The organism is Streptomyces sp. NBC_01317, from assembly GCF_035961655.1.
Classification (GTDB): Bacteria; Actinomycetota; Actinomycetes; order Streptomycetales; family Streptomycetaceae; genus Streptomyces.
Genome location: NZ_CP108393.1, coordinates 481552 through 505689, shown reverse-complemented (window position 1 = coordinate 505689; position 24138 = coordinate 481552). Strand labels below are relative to the sequence as shown.

The 24138-nt window shown below is 72.6% G+C and carries 17 protein-coding genes; 9 read left to right on the top strand and 8 right to left on the bottom strand.

Annotated elements, in window-relative coordinates:
- Positions 1–66: 66 nt before the first annotated feature.
- Entirely contained in the window at positions 67–972 is a 906-nt protein-coding gene (locus OG349_RS02110; protein ID WP_327232922.1) for an aldo/keto reductase, read from the bottom strand.
- A gap of 231 nt (positions 973–1203) precedes the next feature.
- Here OG349_RS02110 and OG349_RS02105 point away from each other — a divergent pair, with 231 nt between their 5' ends.
- The 3 genes from OG349_RS02105 (at position 1204) to OG349_RS02095 (ending at position 3756) form a co-directional block, all read left to right on the top strand.
- Entirely contained in the window at positions 1204–2013 is an 810-nt protein-coding gene (locus OG349_RS02105; RefSeq protein ID WP_327232921.1) for an aminoglycoside N(3)-acetyltransferase, read from the top strand.
- Between the two features lie 111 nt (positions 2014–2124).
- Entirely contained in the window at positions 2125–2952 is an 828-nt protein-coding gene (locus tag OG349_RS02100) for an alpha/beta fold hydrolase (protein WP_327232920.1), read from the top strand.
- Between the two features lie 195 nt (positions 2953–3147).
- Entirely contained in the window at positions 3148–3756 is a 609-nt protein-coding gene (locus OG349_RS02095; protein WP_442806184.1) for an Rv1733c family protein, read from the top strand.
- A gap of 254 nt (positions 3757–4010) precedes the next feature.
- Here the strand turns inward: OG349_RS02095 and OG349_RS02090 are convergent, their stop codons facing one another.
- A complete protein-coding gene (locus tag OG349_RS02090) occupies positions 4011–5696 on the bottom strand; it encodes a SpoIIE family protein phosphatase (protein WP_327232918.1) in 1686 nt (561 codons plus the stop codon).
- Positions 5697–5886: 190 nt separating this feature from the next.
- Here OG349_RS02090 and OG349_RS02085 point away from each other — a divergent pair, with 190 nt between their 5' ends.
- The 3 genes from OG349_RS02085 (at position 5887) to OG349_RS02075 (ending at position 11981) form a co-directional block, all read left to right on the top strand.
- Positions 5887–6849 carry an ATP-dependent DNA ligase gene (locus tag OG349_RS02085; RefSeq protein ID WP_327232917.1) on the top strand — a complete coding sequence of 321 codons (963 nt, stop codon included), beginning with the start codon at positions 5887–5889 and terminating at the stop codon, positions 6847–6849.
- 196 nt (positions 6850–7045) lie between these two features.
- Positions 7046–10825, top strand: a complete 3780-nt coding sequence (locus OG349_RS02080) for a S8 family peptidase (RefSeq protein ID WP_327238409.1) — start codon at positions 7046–7048, stop codon at positions 10823–10825.
- Positions 10826–10961: 136 nt separating this feature from the next.
- The gene (locus OG349_RS02075) at positions 10962–11981 is read left to right on the top strand and encodes a helix-turn-helix domain-containing protein (protein WP_327232916.1); all 1020 of its coding nucleotides are present in this window, start codon (positions 10962–10964) and stop codon (positions 11979–11981) included.
- A 7-nt stretch (positions 11982–11988) separates the two neighbouring features.
- Here OG349_RS02075 and OG349_RS02070 read toward each other — a convergent pair whose 3' ends face one another.
- Together OG349_RS02070 and OG349_RS02065 are read right to left on the bottom strand one after the other, a co-directional pair.
- On the bottom strand, positions 11989–14421 hold the full coding sequence (locus OG349_RS02070; RefSeq protein WP_327232915.1) for a SpoIIE family protein phosphatase: 2433 nt from the start codon (positions 14419–14421) through the stop codon (positions 11989–11991).
- A 265-nt stretch (positions 14422–14686) separates the two neighbouring features.
- Complete coding sequence (locus OG349_RS02065) at positions 14687–16423, bottom strand: glycoside hydrolase family 9 protein (RefSeq protein ID WP_327232914.1); 1737 nt, start codon at positions 16421–16423, stop codon at positions 14687–14689.
- 165 nt (positions 16424–16588) lie between these two features.
- Between OG349_RS02065 and OG349_RS02060 the strand changes: the two genes are divergently transcribed.
- Complete coding sequence (locus tag OG349_RS02060; RefSeq protein WP_327232913.1) at positions 16589–17365, top strand: GntR family transcriptional regulator; 777 nt, start codon at positions 16589–16591, stop codon at positions 17363–17365.
- Positions 17366–17440: 75 nt separating this feature from the next.
- On the opposite strand, the gene OG349_RS02055 is transcribed toward OG349_RS02060, so the two are convergent.
- The 3 genes from OG349_RS02055 to OG349_RS02045 all read right to left on the bottom strand — a co-directional run bounded on the left by OG349_RS02055 (position 17441) and on the right by OG349_RS02045 (position 21036).
- The gene (locus tag OG349_RS02055; protein ID WP_327232912.1) at positions 17441–18496 is read right to left on the bottom strand and encodes a chitinase; all 1056 of its coding nucleotides are present in this window, start codon (positions 18494–18496) and stop codon (positions 17441–17443) included.
- A gap of 54 nt (positions 18497–18550) precedes the next feature.
- Positions 18551–19801, bottom strand: coding sequence for a glycosyl hydrolase family 8 (locus tag OG349_RS02050; RefSeq protein ID WP_327232911.1), 1251 nt, complete (start codon positions 19799–19801; stop codon positions 18551–18553).
- A gap of 242 nt (positions 19802–20043) precedes the next feature.
- A complete protein-coding gene (locus OG349_RS02045) occupies positions 20044–21036 on the bottom strand; it encodes a lytic polysaccharide monooxygenase auxiliary activity family 9 protein (RefSeq protein WP_327232910.1) in 993 nt (330 codons plus the stop codon).
- A 197-nt stretch (positions 21037–21233) separates the two neighbouring features.
- Between OG349_RS02045 and OG349_RS02040 the strand changes: the two genes are divergently transcribed.
- Positions 21234–21638: a PRC-barrel domain containing protein gene (locus OG349_RS02040; protein ID WP_327232909.1), complete on the top strand. Its 405-nt coding sequence runs from the start codon at positions 21234–21236 to the stop codon at positions 21636–21638.
- A 90-nt stretch (positions 21639–21728) separates the two neighbouring features.
- On the opposite strand, the gene OG349_RS02035 is transcribed toward OG349_RS02040, so the two are convergent.
- Complete coding sequence (locus OG349_RS02035; RefSeq protein WP_327232908.1) at positions 21729–22757, bottom strand: LacI family DNA-binding transcriptional regulator; 1029 nt, start codon at positions 22755–22757, stop codon at positions 21729–21731.
- A gap of 257 nt (positions 22758–23014) precedes the next feature.
- Between OG349_RS02035 and OG349_RS02030 the strand changes: the two genes are divergently transcribed.
- A complete protein-coding gene (locus OG349_RS02030) occupies positions 23015–24121 on the top strand; it encodes an extracellular solute-binding protein (protein WP_327232907.1) in 1107 nt (368 codons plus the stop codon).
- The last annotated feature ends 17 nt before the right edge of the window (positions 24122–24138 follow it).

Here is a 24138-nt window from a genome sequence, read left to right as displayed (position 1 = left end):
ACGCCAACGCTGCGCCGATTGTGGCAGGTGGTCCGTGTGCGTACCGGTGGGGGAGCGGAGTTGTGCCTACGTCCAGCGCAGGGCCGAGCGCCGGTTCCAGTACGTCCCCGGGTCGACCGCGAGCGCGGTGAGGCGGTCCGGGTCGGGTACCGGGGCGGTGGTCGCCGTCAGGTTCGAGCGCAACTGGCCGACCGTGGTGGCACCGGAGAGGACGACGTCGGCCCAGGGCCGGTCCAGGGCGGCGGCCAGCGCGGTGACGTCGGGGCGGTCCCCGAGCGCCTGTGTCGCGGGCCCCGGCACCGCGAGCAGGCCGTTGGCCAGCGGCTCCTTGACGATCACGGTCCACCCCGCCGCCTTGGCCTCGCCGAGCGCGGCGCCGGCGGAGGGCTCCAGCAGGTTCCAGGTGGCCTGTACGGCGGAGAACAGCGGCGCGCCGCCGACCTGGACCGTCAGGGCCCGGCGCAGGGTGTCGGCCTGGCCGGGACCGCTGAGGCTGAGGCCCACGGGTACGCCCAGCGCGGCGAGGTCCCGCAGGACGGTCTTGTCGTCGAGAATCCCCGAGTCCAGCGTCGCCGAGTGGACCTGGTAGAGGCGCAGCCAGGGCCCGAGCAGCGCCTCCGTCTGCGGCCACTGACGGGCCAGGGCGGCGGCGGAGTGGTCCTTGACCTCCTGGACCTCGGCGTGCGCCTGCCAGTCGGCGGTGTAGGTGTAACCCCACTTGGACGACACGGTGACGGCGTCGGCGGCCACGTCACGCCCGGTCAGCCACCCGGACAGGAACTGCTCGGCCAGGCCGTACGAGCGGGCGGCGTCGAACCACCGGATCCCGCCCGCCCACGCCGCGTCGCACACCTGCTCACAGCGCGCGCGGAGCGCGTCCACCGAGCGGTCGGCGCCGAGGGAGGCGCCATGACCGACCGTCAGGTATTCCGGGCGGCCGAGCGCCGCCAAACCCAGTCCGAGGACAGCCACGGCCGCATCGTAACCGCGCCTCCCGCGTGTGCCCGGCGGGGCCCGCCGGTACCGCAGTGCCCGGCTCTCGCGCAGCGGCGCGACCGCCTCGCTCCGGGCGACGGCCCGGGTGCCTCCGGCGGAGCCGTAGCCGACGGAGCCGTTAGCCGACGAAGCCGACCGCCTTCTGACAGCGGGTCCACCGAGGTAAACAGGTGGTGCGGGATCGTGGGCCGGGGCACACTCAGGGTTATGTCCCCACCGCCTCAGGCCGGTCCCCTGTGTACGCGCGGCTCGATCACCGCCGCCCTGCGTGACCTGGGCCTGCGTCCCGGCGAGACCGTCCTCGTCCACTCCTCCCTCAGCTCGCTGGGCTGGGTCTGCGGCGGCGCCGAGGCGGTCGTGCGGGCGCTGATGGACACCCTGGGCGACGACGGGACCCTGGTGGTGCCGGCGCACTCCGGCGGCAACTCGGAACCCGCCGACTGGCACAACCCCCCGGTGCCCGAGGCCTGGTGGGCGGCGATCCGCGCGTGCATGCCGCCGTACGACCCCCGCATCACCCCCACGCGGGGCGTCGGTGTGATCCCGGAGACCGTACGGAACTGGCCGGGCGCCCTGCGCAGCGCCCACCCGCAGACCTCGTTCGCGGCCCTGGGCCCGCGCGCCGCCGAGATCGTGGACGGCCACGCCCTGGACTGCCAGCTGGGCGAGCGCAGCCCGCTCGCGCGGCTGGAGGAAGCGGGGGCGCGGATCCTTCTGCTGGGCTCGGGCTTCGACACCTGTACGGCGTTCCACCTGGCCGAATACCGTGTCCCCGCGGCGCGGGTCGACAACTCCTTCGCGGTCATGACCCCCGAGGGCCGCCGCTGGAGCACCGTGCGCGACGTCGCGATCACCAGTGACGGCTTCGCGGAGCTGGGAGCGGCCTTCGCGAAGGATTGCGCGGTGGTACGGGGCAGGGTGGGCGGGGCGCAGGCGCGGCTGTTCCCGCTGGCGGACGCGGTCGCCTACGCCGTGACCTGGCTGCGCGAGCACCGCCCGCTGTCCGTCCCGAGGTGACGGCGCGTACGCCGCGTCCCCGGGTGACGCGGCGTACGCGGCGTGCCGGTGCGTGCCCGGCCCGCCTATTTCCGGTTGTTCCGGCCGGGCTTCGTTGACAGGATCCCCGCCATGCCTACCTTCTCCGCGCCCGACGGAACCCAGCTCGCCTACCGCACGATCGGAGACGGTGACCCGGTCCTCTGCGTCCCGGGAGGCCCCGCGGACTCCGCCTACCTCGGCGACCTCGGCGGTCTGGCCGCACACCGCCGGCTGATCTTCCTGGACCTCCGGGGCACCGGCGGGTCCGCGATTCCGGAGGACACCTCCTCGTACCGCTGCGACCGTCTCGTGGACGACGTCGAAGCCCTGCGCGACCACCTCGGACTGGTCGGGCCCGACCTGCTCGGCCACTCCGGGGGCGCGAACGTCGCGGTGCAGTACGCGGCCCGCCACCCGGAGAACACCGGCAGGCTGGCCCTGATCACCCCCGGCCCCGCCGCTGTCGGCATCACCGTCACAGCTGAGACGCGGCGGGCGCTCGCGCGGCTCCGTCAGGACGAACCGTGGTTCCCGCCGGCGTTCGCCGCGCTGGAGGCGATCACCGAGGGCACCGGCGGCGACTGGGACGCCGTCGCTCCCTTCTTCGCCGGCCGGTGGGACGCCGAGGCGCGGCGGCACCAGGCCGGGAGTCGGCCGGTCAACCAGGAGGCCGTCGCCCTCTTCGGCGCGGAGGGCGCGTTCACCCCGGAGGCCACGCGCACGGCGCTCGCCGCCCACGGGGGCCCCGTCCTGCTGCTCGCCGGGGAGTTCGACCTCAACACGCCCCCGTCGGCGGTGGCGGAGTACGCCGGACTGTTCCCCGACGCCACCTACGTCGTACAGCCGGGAGCGGGCCACTACCCGTGGCTCGACGACGCCGAAGGGTTTGTCGCGACCACGGCGGCGTTCCTGCGCTGAGCGCGCGTCGACCGCCCCCCGGCACGGATTGAGCGCCGGCGTACCCGAGGCCGTTCATTGAGATTGCTTTAAGCCCCCGCCCGGTGGATCGTGCGCGCAACATTCGCGTGTTACGAAGGAGGGGGGACCCACGGCCCGCATGCGCCCGGTCCGCCGCCCGCCGGGGCAACACGCCCCGGCGGGCCGAGTCATGGGATGGGGAGAGGTGGGTACGCGCGGATGATGAGAGTCCTTCGCCCCCGGCCGGGACTGTGGTGGCGCTGGAGACGCAATCCGCTCCGGCGTCGCAGTGACGCCGTGGAGGCGTGGATGCTGCCGACCGTGTGGGCACTGGCCCTGACCGTGGCGGTGGTGGCCGGGCTGCTGGCCGCCCAGGGGGTGCGGTCCGCGGCCGACGGGCAGCGGGCGCTGCGGCACCACACCCCGGCCGTCCTCCTCGCCGGCACCCCCGTCGCGCCCGCGTCGGCGGGCCGGCCGAACGGCGCGGTCCTGGCTCCGGTCCGGTGGAAGAGTCCTGGGGGTGCCGTGCGTACGGGCCGGATCTCCGTGCCCGGCGGGCGGCCGGCCGGAAGCACGGTCCGGATCTGGGTCGACGCCGGGGGAAGGCCCGCGCCACCGCCCGCCACGCGCGACGAGGCGGCCTTCCACGCGGTGATCCTCGGCGGTCTGGCCGGCCTCGCGAGCGGCGGTACGGTCCTGGGTTTCGGGGCCCTGGCCCGGCACCGGCTGTACCGGCGGCGCATGCTGCGATGGTCGCGGGAGTGGGACCGTATCGCCCCCGAGTGGAGCCGCGGGACGCTCTGACGGTCGCGGGACGCTCTGTTGCGGGACTCTCCGACGGTTGTCCGTCCGCCCGTTGGGTAATAAGCGTGGACCGGCACGCCTCGCCTCCCGGCGGTGCGGACGCCATCAGGCTTTCCCCGGACGAGGAGACGACCGATGACGCGGATCAGAATCACCCCCCGTGCCCCGCGCCCTCAGCAGCCCCCGCCCCTCGACCTGCGGACTCCGTCCGGCCGCCCGCTGCCCTACTGAGCGGGTTCCGGCCCCCCCACCGACTACCGCTCGGGTCCCGTGCCCGCCCGCGTGGCCAGGAGGAGGGCGACGTCGTCCTCCTGGCCCTGCCGGTTCTCGATGCTCGCGACGATGTGCTCCGCCATGGCGTCGAGATCGAGGGGCCCGGTGTCCAGAAGTGCCTGGATCTGACGTTCCCCTGACTCCATGTCGGTGTCGTGGAACTCCAGCAGGCCGTCGGTGCAGAGCAGGAGCGTCTCCTCGGGACGGAGGCGGAAGCGGCCGGTGGGGTACGGCCCGTCGCCCAGGTCCGACAGCCCGAGGGGCAGGCCGCCCGCCACATCCAGGCGGGCGCTCCCCCCGGCGGTCCTGAGGTGGGGGGACGGGTGCCCGGCGCGGACGGCCTCCGCCTCCCCGGTCGCCGGATCGAGGCTGACGTACAGACACGTGGCGAGGCGCTCGGTGTCGAGGTCGTGCAGGAACGCGGACGTCCGGGACATCAGCGCCGACGGCGCGTGCCCCTCGGCGGCGTAGGCGCGGAACACCGTCCGCAGCTGCCCCATGACGGCGGCGGCCTGGATGTCGTGCCCCTGCACGTCACCCACCACCAGCCCGACCTTTCCGCCGGGGAGCGGCAGGACGTCGTACCAGTCGCCCCCCACCTGGTGACCGGCGCGCGCCGGGCGGTAACGCGCCGCGACCCGCAGCCCCGGCACGTCCTCGATCCTGGCGGGCAGCATCGCCTCCTGGAGGCCCACCGCCATCGCGTGCTCCTCGTCGTAGAGCAGGGCCCGCTGGAGCGACTGGGCGACGGTGGCCGAGAGAGCCAGCAGAAGGTATTGCTCCTCGGGGGAGAAACCGTCCTTTTCCTCGTACAGAATCGCCAGTACGCCGGTGAGTCTCGCCTGCGCCATGAGAGGGAGAACCGCGGAGGCGGTGAAATCCGTGGTCTTGATGTACGGCCACAGCATCGGGTACGAGGCCTCGATCTCCGCCCGCGTGATGAACAGCGGATTCTGGTGCTGGAACACCGCGGCGATGGGCCGTTCGTCGTCGAGGCGGCCGAATTCCAGATCGCGGATGTAATCGGGGGGCATTCCGGCGGCCGCGAGCCGCCGCAGCCTGTTCTGTTCGAGAACCGTGAGTGATATCCCCACGGCACCCACCGGACCCAGGATCTCGTTGCTCGTCAGGGCCCCCAGCACGTCCTGCACGCTGAGCGCCCGGGACAGCGCGGCCGTCGTCGCCTGGACCACACCGGCCTGGTGGCGCCGGTCGGACTCCAGAATGGCCTTCCGCTCCGCGTATTGCAGCTCGGTACGGATCACACCGACCGCGCGGACCGCCTTCCCGGCGTCGTCGCGGCGGATGGCGGCCTGCGTGTGGACCCACCGGACGGTGCCGTCCGAGTGGCGGACACGGAAGTAGCTGCCGTAACTCATGGAATACCGCGAGTCCGCGAAGACCTCGGCCGCCCGCTCCCTTATCTCGTCCAGTTCCTCCGGCATGATCCGTTCGTAGAGGGTGGTCATGAGTCCGTCGAAGTCATTCGCCTTCAGGCCGAATATGGAAAGCGCACTGGAATCGAGAATGATACGGCCGGAATCGAGGTCCCACGCGAATCCGCCGATGCCGTTCAATTCCAGCGCCATCGACAATTCCGCCCGCAGGTCGGCTTCGAGTTCGTCGGACGACGTATGACCCGGCGTCGGGTTCCTGTCGTGTTCCATGTGACCTCCGGTTTTTCCAGTGTAGTCCGGGGGCCGGAAGGGGCCTGGGGAAGCGGCGTACGCCGCTGACCAGCGGAAAGAGGGGCGGCACGGCCGCCCGGCGGTGAGGCCGGGGGCGGAGGCGCCACCGTTCGGGGGAGATCACCGCGGCGCGCGTGTGGACGCCCGGGGGCGTGTCGAGGGTAGGGCCATGACCCTGCCCCGATTTGCCCCCATGCTCGCGACGACGGGCGGCCTGCCCCCGGCGGCCGAGGAACGGTTGTGGTCCGCGGAGACCAAGCACGACGGCCAGCGCGCGCTGATCTACCTGCCGGGCGACGGTTCCGTGGTGCTGCGTTCCAGGTCGGGCGCCGACATCACCCCCGCCTACCCCGAGCTGGGGGTGCTGGGCACCGCCCTCCCCACCGGCGTGGCGGCGGTGCTGGACGGGGAGATCGTGGCGCTGGACGACCAGGGGCGCCCGGAGTTCGAACGCCTCCAGGCCCGGATGGGACTGGCCGGATCGCCCGCGAAGGCCGCGGCCCTGGCCCGTACCGTCCCGGCCCATCTCATGCTCTTCGACGCGCTCCACCTCGGCGGGCGTCCGCTCACCCGCGTCCCGTACGCCGACCGGCGACAGGAGTTGGAAGGGCTACGGCTCCTCGGTCCTTCCTGGTCGACACCCGCCGCGATCGTCGGACACAGCGCCCAGGCGCTGGAAACGACCCGTGAGCACGGCCTGGAGGGCATCATCCGCAAGCGGCTCACCTCCGTGTACGAGCCCGGCGTGCGCTCCCGCGCGTGGATCAAGATCCGCAACGTGCGGACCGTGGACGCGATCGTCGGCGGCTGGGTCCCGGGCCGCGGCCAGCTCGGCGGGCTCCCGGGAGCGGTGCTCGTGGGACGCCGGGAGGAAGGCGCCCTGCGGTACATGGGGAGCGTCGGCACCGGGTGGAGCGACCGTGAACGGGCCACCCTCGCCCAGCTGTTGCACGCCGCGCGGATCGATTACTGCCCCTTCGACCGGGAGCCCCGCGTCGCCGGCGCGCGCTGGGTCCTGCCGCGCCTCGTCGGCGAGGTCACGTACAGCGTCCGCACCCGGGCCGGCCTCCTGCGCCAACCCTCGTGGCACCGGCTGCGCCCCGATCTCGCGCCGGAGGACACCACCGACTGACGCGTCCCCACGCCACCCGCACCCTCCCGTCGGCGCGCGGACGGCCGGAGGCCGCCTCCCTGTCGCTGTTGAGACATGTCGCAACAGCGACACCGGGAAGCAGTGACAGCCCTTTCCGCTCTACCGGAGTCTGTCGTTCAGCGCGTGACAGCGGAGTCGGGCGAGCTGGAACGACTGGAACGAAAGGGCCCTGATGATGAGATGGATCCGCCTGTCGGCGGCTGTGTCGACTGCTTTGCTGGTGACCGGAGGGATCGTGACGCCGGTCTCGGCGCGGTCGGGACCGGCGGTCGCGGCGGCGCCGGCCGCCACCGACCACCCCGCGGCACCCGCCGCCACCGTCCGCCTGGTCACCGGCGACCGGGTGACGGTCGGCGCGGGCACGGACGGCAAGCGTGTCGCGTCGGTGACACCCGGCCCCGGCCGCCAGGGCATCCTCTTCCGTACGGCGGAGCAGGACGGCGCCCTGAGCGTGATCCCCTCCGACGCGGAGGCGGCGCTCGCCGCCGGCCGGCTCGACCGCCGCCTGTTCGACGTGACGGCCCTGCTCGCGCAGGGATACGACGACGCGCGCACCGACGCGCTCCCGCTGATCGTCGCCGGCGCGCCCGGCGCGCGGGTCTCCTCCCTGGACGCGCTCACCGCCTTCAACGACACCACCGTCCCCTCGCACCATCTGGGCAGCATCAACGCCCGGTCGCTGCGCGTCCCCGACGCCGACCTCGGCCGCTTCTGGAAGCAACTCACCCCCGCCGGGGAGAGCTTCACCACCTCCGCAGCCGCCCCCACCGTGTGGCTCGACGGGCGGGTCAGCCCCACCCTCGACCGCAGTACGGCCCAGATCAACGCCCCGGCCGCCTGGCAGGCCGGCTACCAGGGCCAGGGCGTCAAGGTCGCCGTCCTGGACACCGGCGCCGACCTCACCCACCCCGACCTGGCGGGACGGGCCACGGAGACCAAGGACTTCTCCGGCAGCGGCGGGACGAACGACGTCTTCGGCCACGGCACCCACGTGGCCTCCACCGTCGGCGGTACGGGAGCGGCCTCCGCAGGTCTCCGCAAAGGTGTCGCCCCCCGGTCCGACCTGCTGATCGGCAAGGTGCTCGGCGACGACGGCTACGGCAGCGAGTCGGCCGTCATCGAGGGCATGGAGTGGGCCACCGCCGAGGGCGCCCGCATCGTCAGCATGAGCCTCGGGTCCGACGCGCCCAGCGACGGCACCGACCCGATGAGCCTCGCGGTCAACAGCCTCACCCAGGACAGCGGCGCGCTGTTCGTGGTCGCCGCGGGCAACGCGGGCGAGCAGGGCGCCCAGACCATCGGTTCCCCCGGGGCGGCCGACGCCGCCCTGACCGTGGGCGCCGTCGACCGCGACGACTCCCTCGCCCCCTTCTCCAGCCGGGGCCCCCGCCCTGGTGACAAGACCGTCAAGCCCGACGTCACCGCGCCCGGCGTCGGCATCGTCGCCGCCCGCGCGGCCGGGACGACCATGGGCGACATCGTCGACCAGTACTACGTCGCCGCGTCCGGCACCTCGATGGCCACCCCGCACGTCGCGGGCGCCGCCGCGCTCCTCGCCCAGGAGCACCCCGACTGGGACGCGGGCCGCCTCAAGGACGCCCTGATCAGCACCGCCCGTACCGTCCCGGGACAGGAAGCCACCGAGCAGGGCGGCGGCCGCATCGACGTCGCCGCCGCCGCGCTCGGCACGGTCACGGCGACCGGCACCCTCGCGCTGGGCCCCTTCCGGGCGGGCGACACCTCCGGCCCCTCCCAGGACGCCACGATCCGCTACACCAACACCGCCAAGGCGGACGTCACCCTCACTCTCGCGGCCCGCCTCGCCACCTCCGGCGGCCGTGAACTGCCCGCCGGAGCCGTGCGGTTGGGCTCGGGTTCCGTACGCGTCCCCGCCGGCGCCACCGTCGGGGTCCCGCTGCACGCGGAACCGTCCGCAGCGGAGCGCGGCGACTACTACGGCTACGTCACCGCCACCGCCGGCGGAAAAACGGTCGCGCACACCACGGTGAGCATGGGCGTCCACGGCCCGGTCCACCGCCTCACCGTCGTCAGCGTCGACCGCGACGGAAAGCGCGTCCCCGGGGCGCCGACCATCTGGGGTCCCGACGGATTTGTCGGCTACGACAGCTACGAACCCGCCGTCGCCCAGGTCGAGGAGGGCACGTACCAGATCAGCTCGGCCTCGGTGAACGGCGCCGCCGACGGCGAGGAACTACGCCAACTCGTCCTGCCCGAGGTGAAGGTCACCAAGGACATGACCGTCACCCTGGACGCCCGCAGGACCACCCAGGTGGAGATCCGTACCCCGCGACCCGCCGAACAGCGCGGCGTCATCAGCTTCCAGACGTACCGTCAGATCGACGGCCACGGGCTGATCCAGGGAATGATGTACTTCGACATCGCCAAGCGGCTGTACGTCAGCCCCACCGCGCGGGTCACCGACGGCGCGTTCGAGTTCGCCTCACGCTGGCAGCTCGTGGCGCCGCTCCTCACGGCGAAGGTCCCGGGCACCGCACTCGGCCTCGACCCCTACTACACCCACGTGTCGGCGCTGTTCGACCACAAGGGCGCCAGGCTCACCGCGGTGGACGCGGGCAGCACCGCCGCGCCCGACTTCCGCAAGGCACGCGGCAAACTCGCGGTCGTACGGGACGACGCGTCGGGTGAACTGGACCTGCCCGCCCGGGCCGCGAAGGCCGGAGCCGCCGGACTCCTGCTTGTCTTCCCCTCCGACATGTACGCCTGGACCCGCTGGACGCCCAACGGCGACCGGACGGCCCTACCCACCCTGCGGGTCGACGCGGCCCAGGGCGCGGCCTTGTTGGAGCGGCTCAAGAAGCACACCACCACGGTCGAGTTCTCCGGCACGGAGAAGAGCCCGTACCTCTACGACGTGATGCAGGTGTCGGAACAGCAGGTCCCGGCCCAGGTGGTCCACACCGTCTCGGACCGCAACAGCGCGCAGGTGCGCACCACTTACGCCGACAACGGCGGCCAGGCGTGGGCGGGCGAACAGCGCTTCGGCTGGCGCCCCTACCAGGACACCTCCTGGAACCAGTACACCCGCGACGTGCCCACCGGCACCGAGCGCACCGAGTACGTCAGTTCGGGAACGACGTCGTGGCAGCACGTCGTGAACCACACACCCGTCGTCGACATCGACACCCCCCTCAACGCCGGCATGCGGGACACGGTCCGTACGTACACCGCCGGTCAGCGCTCCGACGAGGCATGGTTCGGCCCCGTCGTACGGCCCTCGATCCCGCGCGGCACGGACACCCCGTCCGTCCGCACCGGTGACGTACTCGCCCTGCGCGTACCGGAGTTCACCGACTCCGCGGGCCACTGGTCGCGGCTGGGCGCAGGCGGCGAGGACGGCGGTATCGGTACGAGGACACCCGCCCCGCAGGGGGACTCGGCCGCCGCCACCCTCTACCGCGACGGCAAGAAGGTCGCCGAACGCGCCGACGCCTGGGGCGACATCCAGGTGGCGCCGGGGAAGGCCGGCTACCGGCTCGACCTGACGACCTCCCGGGTCTCCGGCGAGTGGGCCTTCGGCACGAGCACCCGCACGTCCTGGGAGTTCCGCTCGGACACCACCACCGACAGGACCGCGCTCCCGCTCCTCCAGCTCGACTACGACGTACCCGTCGACGCGCGCAACACGGTCGGCGCGGGGCGTACGCACGACATCGGGCTGACGGTCCGCGCCCAGGACGGCCTGCCGGCGCCGCGCGGGGTGTCGGCGAAGGTCGACGTCTCCTACGACGACGGCCGGACCTGGACGAAGGCCTCCCGGGTCAAGGACCGGGGCGGCAACCGCTTCACGGCCACCGTCGAACGGCCCGACCGGATGCGGGCGGACGCCTTGGTGACCCTGCGGGTGACGGCCGCCGACCGCGCGGGCGACACGGTCACCCAGACCGTGCGGCGGGCGTACCTGCTGGAGAAGTAGCGGCGGAAAGGGTCCACGGCGGGTACGGAGGTGGCCGACGCCTCCGTACCCGCCGCTCTTTTCCCGCCGGGGAACCGGCCGTGACCTGGGCGTAGAGTGCGCTTGCCCAGAGTCGGCCCCGTTCTTCGGGAGGAACATGATGCTGGAGGCAGCGGGTCTCACCACCGGTGAGGAAACCGTCTACCGGCTGCTCGTCACGATGTCCGCCGCGTCGGCGGACGAGCTGGCCGGGCCCGCGGGACTGTCCCAGGGAGAGGCGGAGCGGGTGCTGACGGCACTCGCCGCCAAGGGGCTCGCCAGCGGAACGGACCGGTCTCCGCAGGACCGCGCGCCGCGGAGCTTCGCCGCCACGCCTCCCGATGTGGCCCTGCTGCCGCACCTCCAGCGGCAGTCGGACTCCCTGGAGCAGGCCCGCGCGGCCGTCACCGACCTCCTGGAGACGTACCGGAGCACCCGGCGCCGCCGCGACCCCGACCAGCTCATCGAAGTGATCACCGGCGCGGAGGCACTGCGCCAGCACCTGCGGCAGATCCAGGACAGCACCCGGCACGAGATGCTGTGGTTCTGCAAGGCGGGGCACGTGGCCATGCCGTCGGGGAGCAACAGCGCCGAGTTCGACGCGCTCGCGCGCGGGGTGCGCTACCGCGTCCTGTACGAGCAGGCGTTCTTCGACGACTCGGGCGCCGTGGACAACGTGGTCGAGGGGGTACGGGCGGGGGAGATGGCCCGGGCCGTGCCGCACCTCCCGCTGCGCCTGGCGGTCGCCGACCGGGCCATCGCGATCTTCCCGCTCGTGCCCGGCGGCCCGAGCGGAAGCTCCGAGGAACCGACGACGGCCCTGGTACGGGGCAGCAGCCTCCTGGACGCGCTGGTCGCCCTGTTCGAGCGCTACTGGGAGGACGCCGTACCGCTGCACGTCAGCGAGTCGGGCACGGTCAGCGGTACGGACGCGTCGGCCGGCGGAGGCGTACTGCCGCCGACGGACCGCCAGTTGCTGTCCCTGCTCGTCGCGGGCGTCGCCGACAAGGCGATAGCCAGCCAGCTGGGCCTGAGCAGGCGTACCGTACAGCGCCGGATCCAGTCGATGATGGCCCTCGCGGGGGCGACGACCCGGATGCAGCTGGCCTGGCAGGCGGCGCGCCGGGGCTGGATGTGACGCGCTCCTACCCCGCGAGCGGGACCGAGGCGGGGTCGTCGTTCCCGGAGCGGGAGAAGAAGGGCTGCTCGGTCCAGATCGTCTTCCCGCTCCTGCCGTACCGGCTGCCCCAGCGCGTCGTGCAGTTGGCGACGATGAACAGGCCCCGGCCCCCTTCGTCCAGGTCGGTGGCGCGCAGGAGCCTCGGCTGGGTGTTGCTGGGGTCGGTCACCTCGCAGATCAGGACGTTCTCGCGGATGAGCCGCAGGCCCACCGGACCGCCGGCGTGGCGGACGGCGTTGGTCACCAGCTCGCTGACGACCAGTTCGGTCGTGAGCGAGAGATCGTCCAGTCCCCACGCGGCCAGCTGCCGCATCGCCGCCGCCCGCGCGACGGCGACCGACGCGGGTCCGGCCGGGAACTCCCAGCTGGCGACGGAGTGGGACGAGAGCGTCCTGGTCCGGGCGAGAAGCACGGCGAGATCGTCCTGGGGAGGCTCGTCGCCGAAGTCGGCCAGCAGGGAGCGGCCGACCTCTCCGAGCGCGGACCCCGGCCGGCACGTCGTGTCCAGGCGGCGTTTGATCCGCGCCAGCGCGCGTTCGACGTCGAAGTCCTCCAGGCCGAACAGGCCGTCGGTGTAGAGGGCCAGGACGGTGTCCGGCTCCAGCCGCACGGTGACGGACTCGAAGGGCACCCCGCCCACACCCAGCGGGGGACCGGGCGGCACGTCCAGGAACTCCGCTCCGCCGCCCGGCCTGACCAGGACGGGCGGGGGCTGGCCGGCGCTGGCGAAGGTGCACAGGCCCGACACCGGGTCGTAGAGGGCGTACAGGCAGGTGGCACCGACCACGTCCCGCCGCCCCGGGGGCGCCTCGGCGGCCAGCCGCTGGACGAGGTCGTCCACCTGGGTGAGGACCTCCTCAGGAGGCAGCTCCATCCCGCCGAACGCCTGGATCGCGGTACGGAGCCGGCCCATCGTCGCCGTCGCGGGGAGGCCGTGGCCGATGACGTCACCGATGACCAGCGCCACCCGCGACGAAGGCAGCGGGATGACGTCGAACCAGTCGCCGCTGATGCTCATCGCCCCCTCCGCCGGGCGGTAGGTGCCCGCCGTCTCCACGGCCGGCAGATCGGTCGTGGGCTGCGGGAGCAGCTGCTCCTGGAGCGCGACCGCCGCGCGGTGCTCATGGGTGTAGCGGCGGGCGTTCTCCACGCCCAGGGCGGCCCGCGAGGTGATCTCCGCCAGGAGGAGCCGGTCGGAGTCCTCGAACGGCTCGGGCCGCCGGTCCGTACGCCACACCGAGACGCTCCCGAGGCTGCGGCCCCGCGCCCGCAGGACCGCCACCAGGACGGAGTGCGCCCGGTCGGGGACGAGCAGCCCGGCCAGGCGGTCGTCGCCGCCCAGCGCGCCCATCACCGCGTCGCGGGACGCCAGCAAGGTGGCCCCTTCCTGGATCCCGCGCAGTTCGTCGCTGTCCGGCAGCGGCGGGTACGACTCTCCCGGCCCCAGCAGACCGGCCTGCCACCCGCCCCCGGCCGTCGCGACCGCCACCCGCGCCAGGTGCTGGCGCCCGCCCCCGAAGACGAGCGGTGGCTCCTCCCCGGAGAGCACGGACTCGGAGAGGTCCACCGTGACCACGTCACCGAGTTCCGGTACGACCACGTCGGCCAGCTCCTGCGCGGTCTCGACGACGTCGAGCGAGGAACCGATCCGGGCGGCGGACGTGTGGAGCAGGTCGATCTGCCGGCGGAGCGTCTCCTCGGCGGTGGTGTCGTTCACCGCCACGGCGACCCCGCCCGGGCGCCCGGACCGGTCCAGGAGCCGGAACGCCGTGAGCGACATGACCCACTGCCGGCCCCAGGGGTGCGGGGCCCGGACCAGGTGCGTGCTGCGCACGGCCGGCACGCCCGTCTCCAGCACCTCGCGGAGCACACTCTCCACGGCCTCCGCGTCCTCGGCGTCCATCACCTTGCCCAGCCGGCTGCCGACCGGCAGGGGCGGGCCGTCGAACATCTCGGGGGTGATGTTGGTCCGTACGACGTTCAGGTCCGTGTCATGGATGCCGACGCCCAGGCGGGTCTGGGAGAACAGGGCGCGCAGGAGGGACAGCGCCTGCTCGGACTCCGCCGCGTCGGCCGTGGGGACGGCCGTGAGCAGGTACTCGTCGGCGCCCTCCAGCGGGACCACGCGGTAGGCGGCGTCGACGGTCCTCCCCGAGGAGTGGCGCAGCCCGGCGACGCCGCTGCCGGGGCGGTACCGCCCGACGCCGTACGCCGGCGGGAGCGGGCGGGCGAGCAGTCTCCGGACGGACCGGCCGCAGACGTCCTCCGCACCGCGTCCGAGCAGGGACTCCGCGGCGGACGACCAGCGGATCACGGTACCCCTCCGGTCCACGACCGCCGCCGCCACGGCGTCGAGGGGGATCCCTGACCCCGCGGGGGATGCGTCATCTGGGTGCATGCCGTCTCCTGAACCGGGCACCGGCGGTGTCGCATGCCTTCCGCGCACCGTGTGACCTGGCCGTACAGCCGGTTTCGGCTTTCCGCCGACACCTACAGTCTGCTCGCGGAGACGCCTTCCCACTCACCGGCGGCGCGACTTCCCCGCGGGCGGGCCGGTGGGTTCGGCCGAGCGGTGTGTTCAGCGGGCCGAGCAGCCGGTCGTGGAGCCGGGCGTCCGCGGCGATCAGCTGGAGAGTGGCAGCCGGAGTGGCAGCGGGCGAGGGTCAGCGGGCGTACGCGACGGCGAGCAGGAACCAGCCCGTGTGCGGGATCCACTGTTCGGCCCACCTCCAGGACTCGTCGTCGGGCGCGTCCGGAGGCCGGAAGGCGAGATCGTTCTCGTCGCTCCAGCCCGACGTGACGCCGTTGACGATGCCGCCGGGCAGGTTGGGGAAGTCCGACGCGTAGTCGATGGTGTTGCGGCCGCGGCCCTGGAGCATGGAGGCGTCGAACGGATTGCGGCCGGTGATCCAGGCCAGCTGGTCGTCGGCGAACCCGGTCAGCCGGCGGCGCTGCTCCTCCGTGACGCCACCGGCCGCGGCGCAGGCCGAGGCCGCCGCCGACAGGGAGGCGATGGTGGCGTTCTCGCCCTGCCACCAGTAGCCGGTCTCGTTGGCGTGCGGGAAGAAGAACGCGTCCCGGTCGGTGCCGCCGAGGGGCCGTACGCGTTGGCGCGGGTAGCCGAACGGGTTCGGCACGGCGTACGTACGGTCGAGGGTGTCGAGCATCGCCTCCACCGCCAGAGCCCGGGCGGGGGCCGCCTCGGGAGCGCCGGGCAGGGTCTCGGCGAAGCGCAGGAGGGCCAGAACGGGCAGGCCCGCTTCGGCGGCGTGGAAGAAGGGCCGCCCTTCGGCGTCCGCGGTGAACCATCCGGGGCCGTCGCCCGGCCGTACGTACCGGTCCAGGAGCGACCGCGCCCGGCGCCGCGCGGCCTCGTGCGCCCCGTCTCCGGGGCCGGCGCCGGCCGCGACCAGCTCGGCGGCGGCGAGCAGGGCGGTGTAGTCGTCCAGCACGTTTTCCGTACCGTCGTCCAGATACTCCAGGTTGTGCTTCTCCAGGTGGGTGAAGCCGTCGAGCGCGGCGCCGAAGTACGTCTCCCGCGAGAACTCGCCCTCGTCGTCCGCGCGCGAGGCGCGGGCCAGCGCGGCGACGGCGAGGCCGCCGCCCTGCCGGTAGGCGGCCTGGTAGCGGTCGGTACGGACACACTCGGCGAGCGGGGCCGTCACCACCCGCTCCTCCAGCCGCTTGGTCAGGGCGTCGAAGACGCCCGTGTAGAAGTAGCCCTCGGGCGCCCGGAAACGAACCAGGAAGTCGGCTCCCCACAGGGCCTCGTCGCGCAGGCGGGTGCTCAACGACCTGACCAGGGCGGGGTGGTGGGCGGTGATGACGTCACGGGCGGCGAGCATGGCCCAGGCGCAGAGCGGGATCTGCTGCGGGCTCATGGTGCGGGTGTACGTGAGGTGGCTGAGGAACTTGCTGGTGTCGCCGCTCGCGTCGAGCCAGCCGCCCCGGGCGTCGACGCGCCGCCCGGTGGTGTCGCCCCACAGGGCGGCCCGCCGGTCCTTGCGGTCGATCTCGCCGCTCGACCGCATGCCCTTGAAGTAGCTGAGCACGTCGGACATCGTCGCGCGCTGGAGGCGGTCCGCGGCGCGTTCGAACGGCTCCGACACGGTGACGCGTCCGTCGCTCCCCACGACCCGTACCGCGTAGCGGCCGGGCGGGAGGTCCGGTGGCAGTGCGACCCGGGCGAAGGGCCCGGCGGTCCATCCGGGGACGGCCTCGACCGGGCCGGGGGCGAGCGGGCGGGGCGGCGCCGAGCCGTCCTCCGCCAGCAGCTCCACCGTGGGCGGGGCGGCTCCGCCGGGCAGGGCGAGCACGACGGCCGGGGCGCCGCCGAGGCCGTACCCGAGGTGATTGACCAGGACCGTCGGTCCGGTGCGTGGGTCATCCCTGGAGAGCACCTGTGAGCACCGCGCCTTTCCTCGGTGAGTGTCCTGCCGCGCGTGTCCTGCCGCGTTTCCGCCGCCGCGGGGCCGTCCGCCGTGCGGCGGTCCCCGCACAAGGTATGTAGTGGAAGGCAAGTGGTCAATAGTGGTATGTTCCTGGTGATTGCTGGAGGTTCACCGATGGGCGTCGACGCCTTCTCGATTCGCGCACCACGGCGCGAACGCAGCTCCGACCCGCTGTGGTCACAGGCTTCCGACGCGATTCTCGACCAGATCGAGAGCCAGGAGCTGACCGCCGGCGCGAAGCTGCCACCCGAGCGGGAGCTCTGCGCTCAGCTGGACATCTCGCGGGTGACCCTGCGCAAGGCGCTGTCGCACCTGGTGGACCAGGGGATCCTGACCGCGTCGCACGGCCGTGGCTGGTTCGTCGCGCAGCCGGTGGCCGTACGGGAGTGGCCCAACGACCTGGAGTCGTTCACCACCACGGCGCACCGCAAGCACATGCGGCCCAGCTCGCTCGTCCTGCGGCAGACGGTGGAGGCGGCCTCGCTCGACGAGGCGGACCGCCTCGGAGTCCCCGCCGGCACGCCCCTCCTGCACCTGGAGCGGGTACGGCTCCTGAACGACGTACGGATCGCGGTGGACCGCACCATCATCGCCGCCGACCTCGTCCCCGCCCTCACCACCGCCGACTTCGGCTCCGCGTCCCTGTTCGAGGCGCTGCGCGCCCAGGGGATCGAGCTGAGCAGGTCGATGGCCACGATCGAGGCGCGCAGCGCCGACAAGGAGCTGGCGGACCGGCTGGAGATCGAGCCGGGGGCGCCCGTGCTGGTCCTGGACCAGACGATCCACGCGCCGGACCAGCGGCCGCTGCTGGCCTCGACGGTCGAGTACAGCGGCGAGCGGTACCGGCTGCGTACCACTCTCGCCTCGTCGAACGACGTGCCGCGGAGGTGAACCACGGGAGCGGCGCGGGACGGGCGGAGCCCCGTACCGCGCCGCTCCCGTCGTGCGAAGCGACTCGCGGTGCGACTAACCGGTGTACGCGGCCAGCGCCTTGGTGAAGTCCAGCGCGCTCTGGCTGACACCGCTGCAGTCCGAACCCGCGTCCGTGGTGGAGCCACCACAGGCGCGGTCCCGGTTGACGGCCCAGAAGCTCACCCGGGACAGGTGCTTGCTGGTCGCGTAGCTCACCATCGACTTGAAGTTGGCCACGGACACGGTCTCGCCGGGCACGTCCGACTTGCCGTTCATCGAGGAGAAGCCGACCTTGCGGTACGCGGCGTCGGAGGAGAGGCCGTACGCAGAGGCCACGGCGTTCTTCAGGCCGTCCACGGCGCCCTTGGTGGCGGCCACCATGTCGATGGTGCCCTCGTCGAAGTCGAACGGCATGACCGCCCAGCCCTCGATGTCCAGTTTGTTGTTCGCCCCCCGCTTGATCAGGTCGAGCCCGGTCGCGTCCGGGCCCGTCCGGGTGGTGCCGAAGGTGACGTACACGGTCACCCCGGGGTTGTTGGTCTTGATGATCTTCAGGGCGTCCACCACCCGCTCCCGGACCGTGGCGTTGGTGAACTCGGTGTCCTCGATGTCGATGTCGATCGACTTCAGCTTCAGGGCGTCGATGGTCTTCTGGTACGCCCCGGCGAGGGCGGTGGCGGACGCACACTTCTCGCCGAGTTTGTTGCCGGACCAGCCGCCGATCGAGACCGTCACATCGCCCCCGGCGGCGCGTATGGCGTTGATCGTGGACTGGTCGTTGCCGCCCGTCAGCGCACGGCTCCCGTCCCACTTGGGGTTGCAGCCGCCGTCGGAGAGGATGAACGCCATCGTGAACTGCTTGACACCGGTCGCGCTCATGACCGACGTGGCGCTCTGGGGACTGCCCCAACCGAGGTACAGGTACGGGGCGTTGAGCCCGACGGGCACGGCCGCCGCGGCCTTGGCGGCGGGCGCACCCGAACCGGCGTCGGCGGTCGCGGTCGCGGTCGTGGCCGCGGCGAGTGCGGCGGTGGCCGCCAGGGACAGGGCCGCGGTCGCCGCCAGGAGGCGGGGCCGGCGCCGGAGCATGCTGGGGTACGGGGATGTCATGTCGCGGGTTCTCCTCAGGTGGGGGGTGCGCGCCGGACGGAATCCGACGGCTGGTCAGGGAGTCCAGTAGTTGTGGGTGACGACGAGCATCGACTGCAACTGCACACTGGTGGAGTAGTAGTCGGTGCTGCTGGGCGTGGTGGCGAGCATCTTCTTCCACAGCGCGTCCAGCCATGCCTGACTGGCGGGGTCGGTCATGGCCGCGACCGCGAAGGGGGCGAAGAACGCGGGCTCGTTGCCGGTGCCGAAGCTGGTGCCGTTGAGCTTGTAGCCGTCGCGGATCTTGGCCGGGTCGTCGGCGGCCTTGGTCTTGATCCAGGAGTTCATCTTGCGGACGGCCGTGCGGGACGCGCTGTCGTTGTTGACGACCGCGTCGGTGCCCAGACGCCAGGGGTCCCGGCAGGCGTTCCAGTTGTAGTCGCCGTCGTGCGCGTCCTCCAGGACCTCGCCGGACGCCGGCTTCGGTGTGCTCGTGGTGTTGACGACGAAGTCCGGCAGCAGCCCGGTGGTGGACGCGTACCCGGACTGGAGGCTGCCGATCACCGACTGCGTCCTGGTCAGGACCGCGTCCCAGGTGGTGTCGCCGGTGGCCTTGCGGAACGCCTTGAAGTGGCCGGGGATCCAGTCCGAGGTGCGGGAGATCTGGTCGTAGCTGCCGGAGGACCAGTCGCCGAGCTTCATCAGCTTGGAGCCGCTGTGCAGTTCGCTCGCCTTGACGGCGTTGATCCGGCGTGTCGCCAGGCTCTGGTAGTCGTACGTGCCCGTGCTGCCCCACTGCTTGTGCGCGAGGAGCAGTCCGTACGCGATGTCCAGGTCGCCGTCGGTGGCGGAGTCGCTCCCGTTGACACTCCGGCACCCCGCGTCCTGTTCCGCCGCGTGGAGGTCGGGGTTGTTCACGGAGGGGTGGGCCAGGACGTATGTGAGGATGCCGTCGAAGATCTTCTTGGCGTCGGCGTCGGCGCCCGCCATCAGGGCCGTGATGACCAGGCCGTAGCCCTGGGCCTCGGCGACGTAGGGGTGGTCGGCGTCGGCCGCGTACACCTCGTACCAGCCGTTGCCGCAGTTCTGCTTGACGAAGTTCGCCTTCCACTTCGCGTAGAAGTCGACGACGGCGCGGTCCGCGGCGGCCTGGCCGCCGCTGGGCGCGAGGGTGCCGGCCGCGTAGGCGAAGGAGTGGCTGCCGAAGGGGACGGCCGGTCCCGCGGCGGCACCGGCGGCCGGGGTGAGTCCGGTCCACACGCAGGTGGTGAGGACGGCGGTGGCGGAGAGGGCTGCTGCGCATCTCGCACGGCGACTGCGGGGCATCGGGCCTCCGGGGTTGGGGGGTTGTGGGGAAGTTAGCCGCGTGGTCATGACCTCGACAAGGTGTTGGTTAGTAAAGTTTCCTGTCGTTTACCTGGCGGGTACAGGACGACAGGCCGGGAGCGCGCGAATGCCTTCGGGCGGGCGTATCGGGGCGGTACGGCGGGGCGGCACGTCGGGGCGGCACGGAGACGCCGAGGCCGACGGGGGTCGGCCTCGGCGTGTGGGTGGCGGGTGCCGGCGTGTCAGCGGCGGTGCCTGCGGGGCGGGCGTCCGGCGGCGGCCGTGCGGCGGCGGCGCAGGAGGAAGGCGCCCATGGCCGCCGCGGCCAGCGCGGCGGCCCCGGCGAGCGAGGCGGTGGTCGGCGTGAGCGGGGAGCCCGTGTCCGCCACGGGGGAGGCGTTCCCGGGATCGGCCGCCGTGGACGCCGGTACGGGGGAGGGGGAGGACGGCGTCGGGGAGGGGGCCGGGGAGGCGGCGGCCGCGGGCTTCGGGGTCCGCTTCGGCGCGGGGGCCGGGGCCGGGGTCCGGGCCGGCGGTGAGGCGGGGCGGGTGGCCGGGGCAGCGGCCCTGGCCTGCCCCGCGCTCCTGCCGGGGAAGACGACGTCGGAGCACGAGTAGTACGTGTCCGGGGTGCTGGAATTGCGCCAGACCGTGTACAACACGTGCCGGCCGGTCCGGCCGCCCGGAAGGCGGGCCGGGATGCGGTAGGCCCCGTTTTCCAGCGCCGGGTCCTTCGCGGTGAGGAACGGCTCGGGATCCAGGTCGTCCCACGTCAGCGGGGTGGTGGGGGAGTAGCCCTGTCGGGTGAGATAGAGGCTGAACGTGCCCTCGTGCGGGATGGAGGACCGGTAGGTGAGGGTGAACCCGGCCCCCGGGACCAGCGTGGTGGCGGGCCAGTCGGAGCGGGGCAGGTCGAGTCCGGCGTACGCGGCGAGGCCCGCGCTGCACAGCTTCCCGTCCGGAATGACCTGCCGGTCCCTGCCACCGACATCCGCGACCCGCAGGTTGTCCCAACTGCCCAGCGCCTGGCCGCCGTTGGCGGCGACCGCAGCCCGGCACGCGGGCGAGCCGGTGAGCCCCTCCGACGCCAGGCCGCACGCGGCGACCCGGCTCACCGGATCGGTCGGCGCGCCGTGCGCGTACGCGGGACCCGCGGCCAGCAGCGTCGAACCCGCCAGCAGGAACGTGACGGCGCCGGCGAAGGCGGCCGTTGCGGAGGTGCGGTGACGGATCATCAGGACGGACTCCCTCGGCGGGCCCGGGGGCCCTGCGCGTAACAGTGTGCTGTCCATTACGGCCGGGGCGCCCGGCCCGTTCACCGGAGTCGTCGGCCCAGGGCCGCCGTTTCCGGGGGCGCGGCGGGAATCCGTGCTCGGCATCGGGGTGAATCTGCTCATGATCGCCGGTGAGCGGGGTACGTGTCGGTCACGCGATGGCAGCGGAATCGGGCCTGGACACGACGAGGGGCGAGACGGACATGGACAACATCTGGGCATACGCGGCGGACTGCGGCTACGGGGAGGACCGGTCCCTGGTGGGCTACGAGGTGGAGGCGACCGACGGGGTCGTCGGACAGGTGGAGCGGCAGACGGACCACGACGGCATGCGGCACCTGGTCGTCGACACGGGCATGTGGGTGTTCGGCACCAGCCTCCTGATCCCCGCGGGCCTCATCACCGGCATCGACTCCGAGACCCGGCGGGTGATCGTCGGCCGGGCCCGGGAGGAGATCAAGGGAGCACCCCGCTTCGCCAGGGACAGCGAGACGACGGACGTGGCGTACCTGTCGGAGGTGGGCGACTACTACCAGGCGCTGGGCCCCGTCCCTGTCTCCTGACGGCCCGCCACGGCGCGACCTCCGCCGTACGTTTCCGGCGCCGGGTCGCCCACCTCCCGCCTCCGGCGCGGGCCCCCCGGCGCCCCCGCCTCAGGCGGGGCTCTCGCCCGAGCCGCGCGCGATCAGCGTGGGCGGGATCGTGATCGTGCGGATCGGTTGCGCCGGGTCCGACAGGCGTGTCCGGAACAGTTCGATCGCCGTACGCCCTATCTCCTCGTCCCCCTGGGCGATCACCGTCAGGCCCGGGCGCAGGAGGTCGGCCAGGGAGAAGTTGTCGAAGCCCACCAGCGCCACGCTGCCCAGGTCGGCGCCGAGGGCGCGGATGACCCCGAGGGTGGTCGAGTAGTTGCCGGTGATGAGGGCCGTCGCGGGCGCCGTACCGCCGAGCAGGCGCGCCAGGGCCGCCGCGATACGGTCCTGCTCGACCGGGCCCGGATGTGCCATGCCGTCCAGGGGCTCGCCGATCCCGCTCAGGCAGTCGCGGAACGCCGCGGCGCGTTCGTGGCCCGTGTACACCCGCTCGTCGTCGCCGATGTAGCCGATCCTGCGGTGGCCGTGGCGGACGAGGTGCTCGAAGGCCATCCGGATGCCCGCGCGGTTGTCCGTGAGGACGGTGTCGACCGAGACTCCCGTCGCGGGCCGGTCGAACGCCACGACGGCGAGCCCGGAGTCGATCTCGGGCTGGAGGTACTGGTGGCCGTCGGCGATCGGCTCCAGGATGATGCCGTCCATGCGGCGCCCGCACATGGAGAGCACGGCCTCCCGCTCACGTACCTCGTCGTCGTCCGTGGACATCGCGACGACGTTCAGACCCACACCGCGCGCGGTCGCCTCGATGGCCCGCAGGACGGGGTGTGCTTCCGCGATGTGCCGTACGGCCGCCCCGATCGTGCCCGTACGCCCACTGCGCAACTGCCGTGCCCGCTCGTCCGGTTGGTAGCCGAGCGTCTCGATCGCCCGGCGTACGCGCAGAGCCAGCGCCTCACCGACCGTCGCGTCGCCGTTCACCACCCGTGACACGGTACGCAGCGCGACCTCCGCCTCCCGGGCGACGTCGACCATGGTCGGTCTGCGGGGGCGGGACGGGCCACGCTTTCCCGTGGCATCAGGACGAGGCACTGCGCTTCCTTTCGCTCAGGTCCGAGCATGATCGCATCGAAGCGCCGGCCGGAGGAGTGACCGACGCTCCGAGATCCGTCCGTGACGCCGGAGGGGTTGACTTGACGTCGCGGAAACATACTGTACTTCCAAGACAACGTTATCTCGCTGTCGGGTGCACGATCCATCCCTGACGAGGGGTGCAAAGACCCCCCGTTCCACCGAACGGTTCCGGGCCCGGTCGCGCCAACTGCCCACTCGTCAAGGAGAAAGAAAGAATGAAACGCGCACGCACGCTGTTCGCGACCGCGGTGGGACTCGCCGCCGCGCTGTCGCTCACGGCCAAGTACGCCAAGCAGCTCCAGGCCTCGGGGCAGTTCCCCGACGTCCTCTCCTCCATCACACCCAACGACTTCATCGGCGCCGGCCTCCTCCAGCCGTACGACCGGACGTGGCTGGACGACCACTTCACGGACCCCGACGGCAACGCGATCAAGGGCAGGAGCTACATCCCGCCCACCAACGCGCAGATCATCCCCATGATCTTCTACAACAAGAAGATCTTCGCGGCCCACCACCTGGAGGTCCCGACCACCTGGGACCAGTTCATGACCGTCGTCAGGACGCTCGGGAAGGCCGGGGTCACCCCGCTCCAGATGGCCGGTGCCGAGCCCTGGGCGGCGGCCTACCCGCTGTCGGGACTCATCACCGCCGATGTGCTGGGCGAGAACCCCGACTGGGTCAAGGACCGGTACGCGGGCACGGTGAAGTTCACGGACGCCGACGTGGTGGCCGCGGTGAGCAAATACCGTGAGCTCGTCACCGCGGGAGGCTTCGACAAGGGCGCGCTCGGCGTGAACTACAACGACGCCAATACCCAGTTCCTCGCCGGGAAGTCCGCGATGTACCCGATGGGCAGCTGGCTCATCGGCCTCATCCCGCCCGCCGGCGCGGCGGACTTCGGCACGTTCCTGCTGCCGAGTGCCGGTGGCGGCGCGGTCGTTCCCTTCACCACCGGCGGTACGACCTCCGTCAGCGCCAAGTCCGCCGACGTCCCCAAGGCGATGGACTTCGCGAAGGCCTGGTCGCTGTCCCGGACCAATCTGAAGACACTGATCGAGACCGACGGCGCCTTCCCCATGCTGAAGGACGTGCCCTTCGACTCCTTCGGCGCGAAGGTCACCCCGGTCTACACCGAGGCCTACGCGTACGTGACCGGCGGCGCCCGCAAGGTCAGCGCCTTCGGTGAGGTCAACAACGACGACGCTCTTCCCGCCGGTCTCGTCGACCAGTTCAACGCCATGGCGCAGAAGCTGTTCACCGACTCCGACGTGAAGGGACAGCTGGCCGCCTTCGACGCGGCCTGGGACAAAGCCGCCAACTGACCGACTGTGTGAGGAAC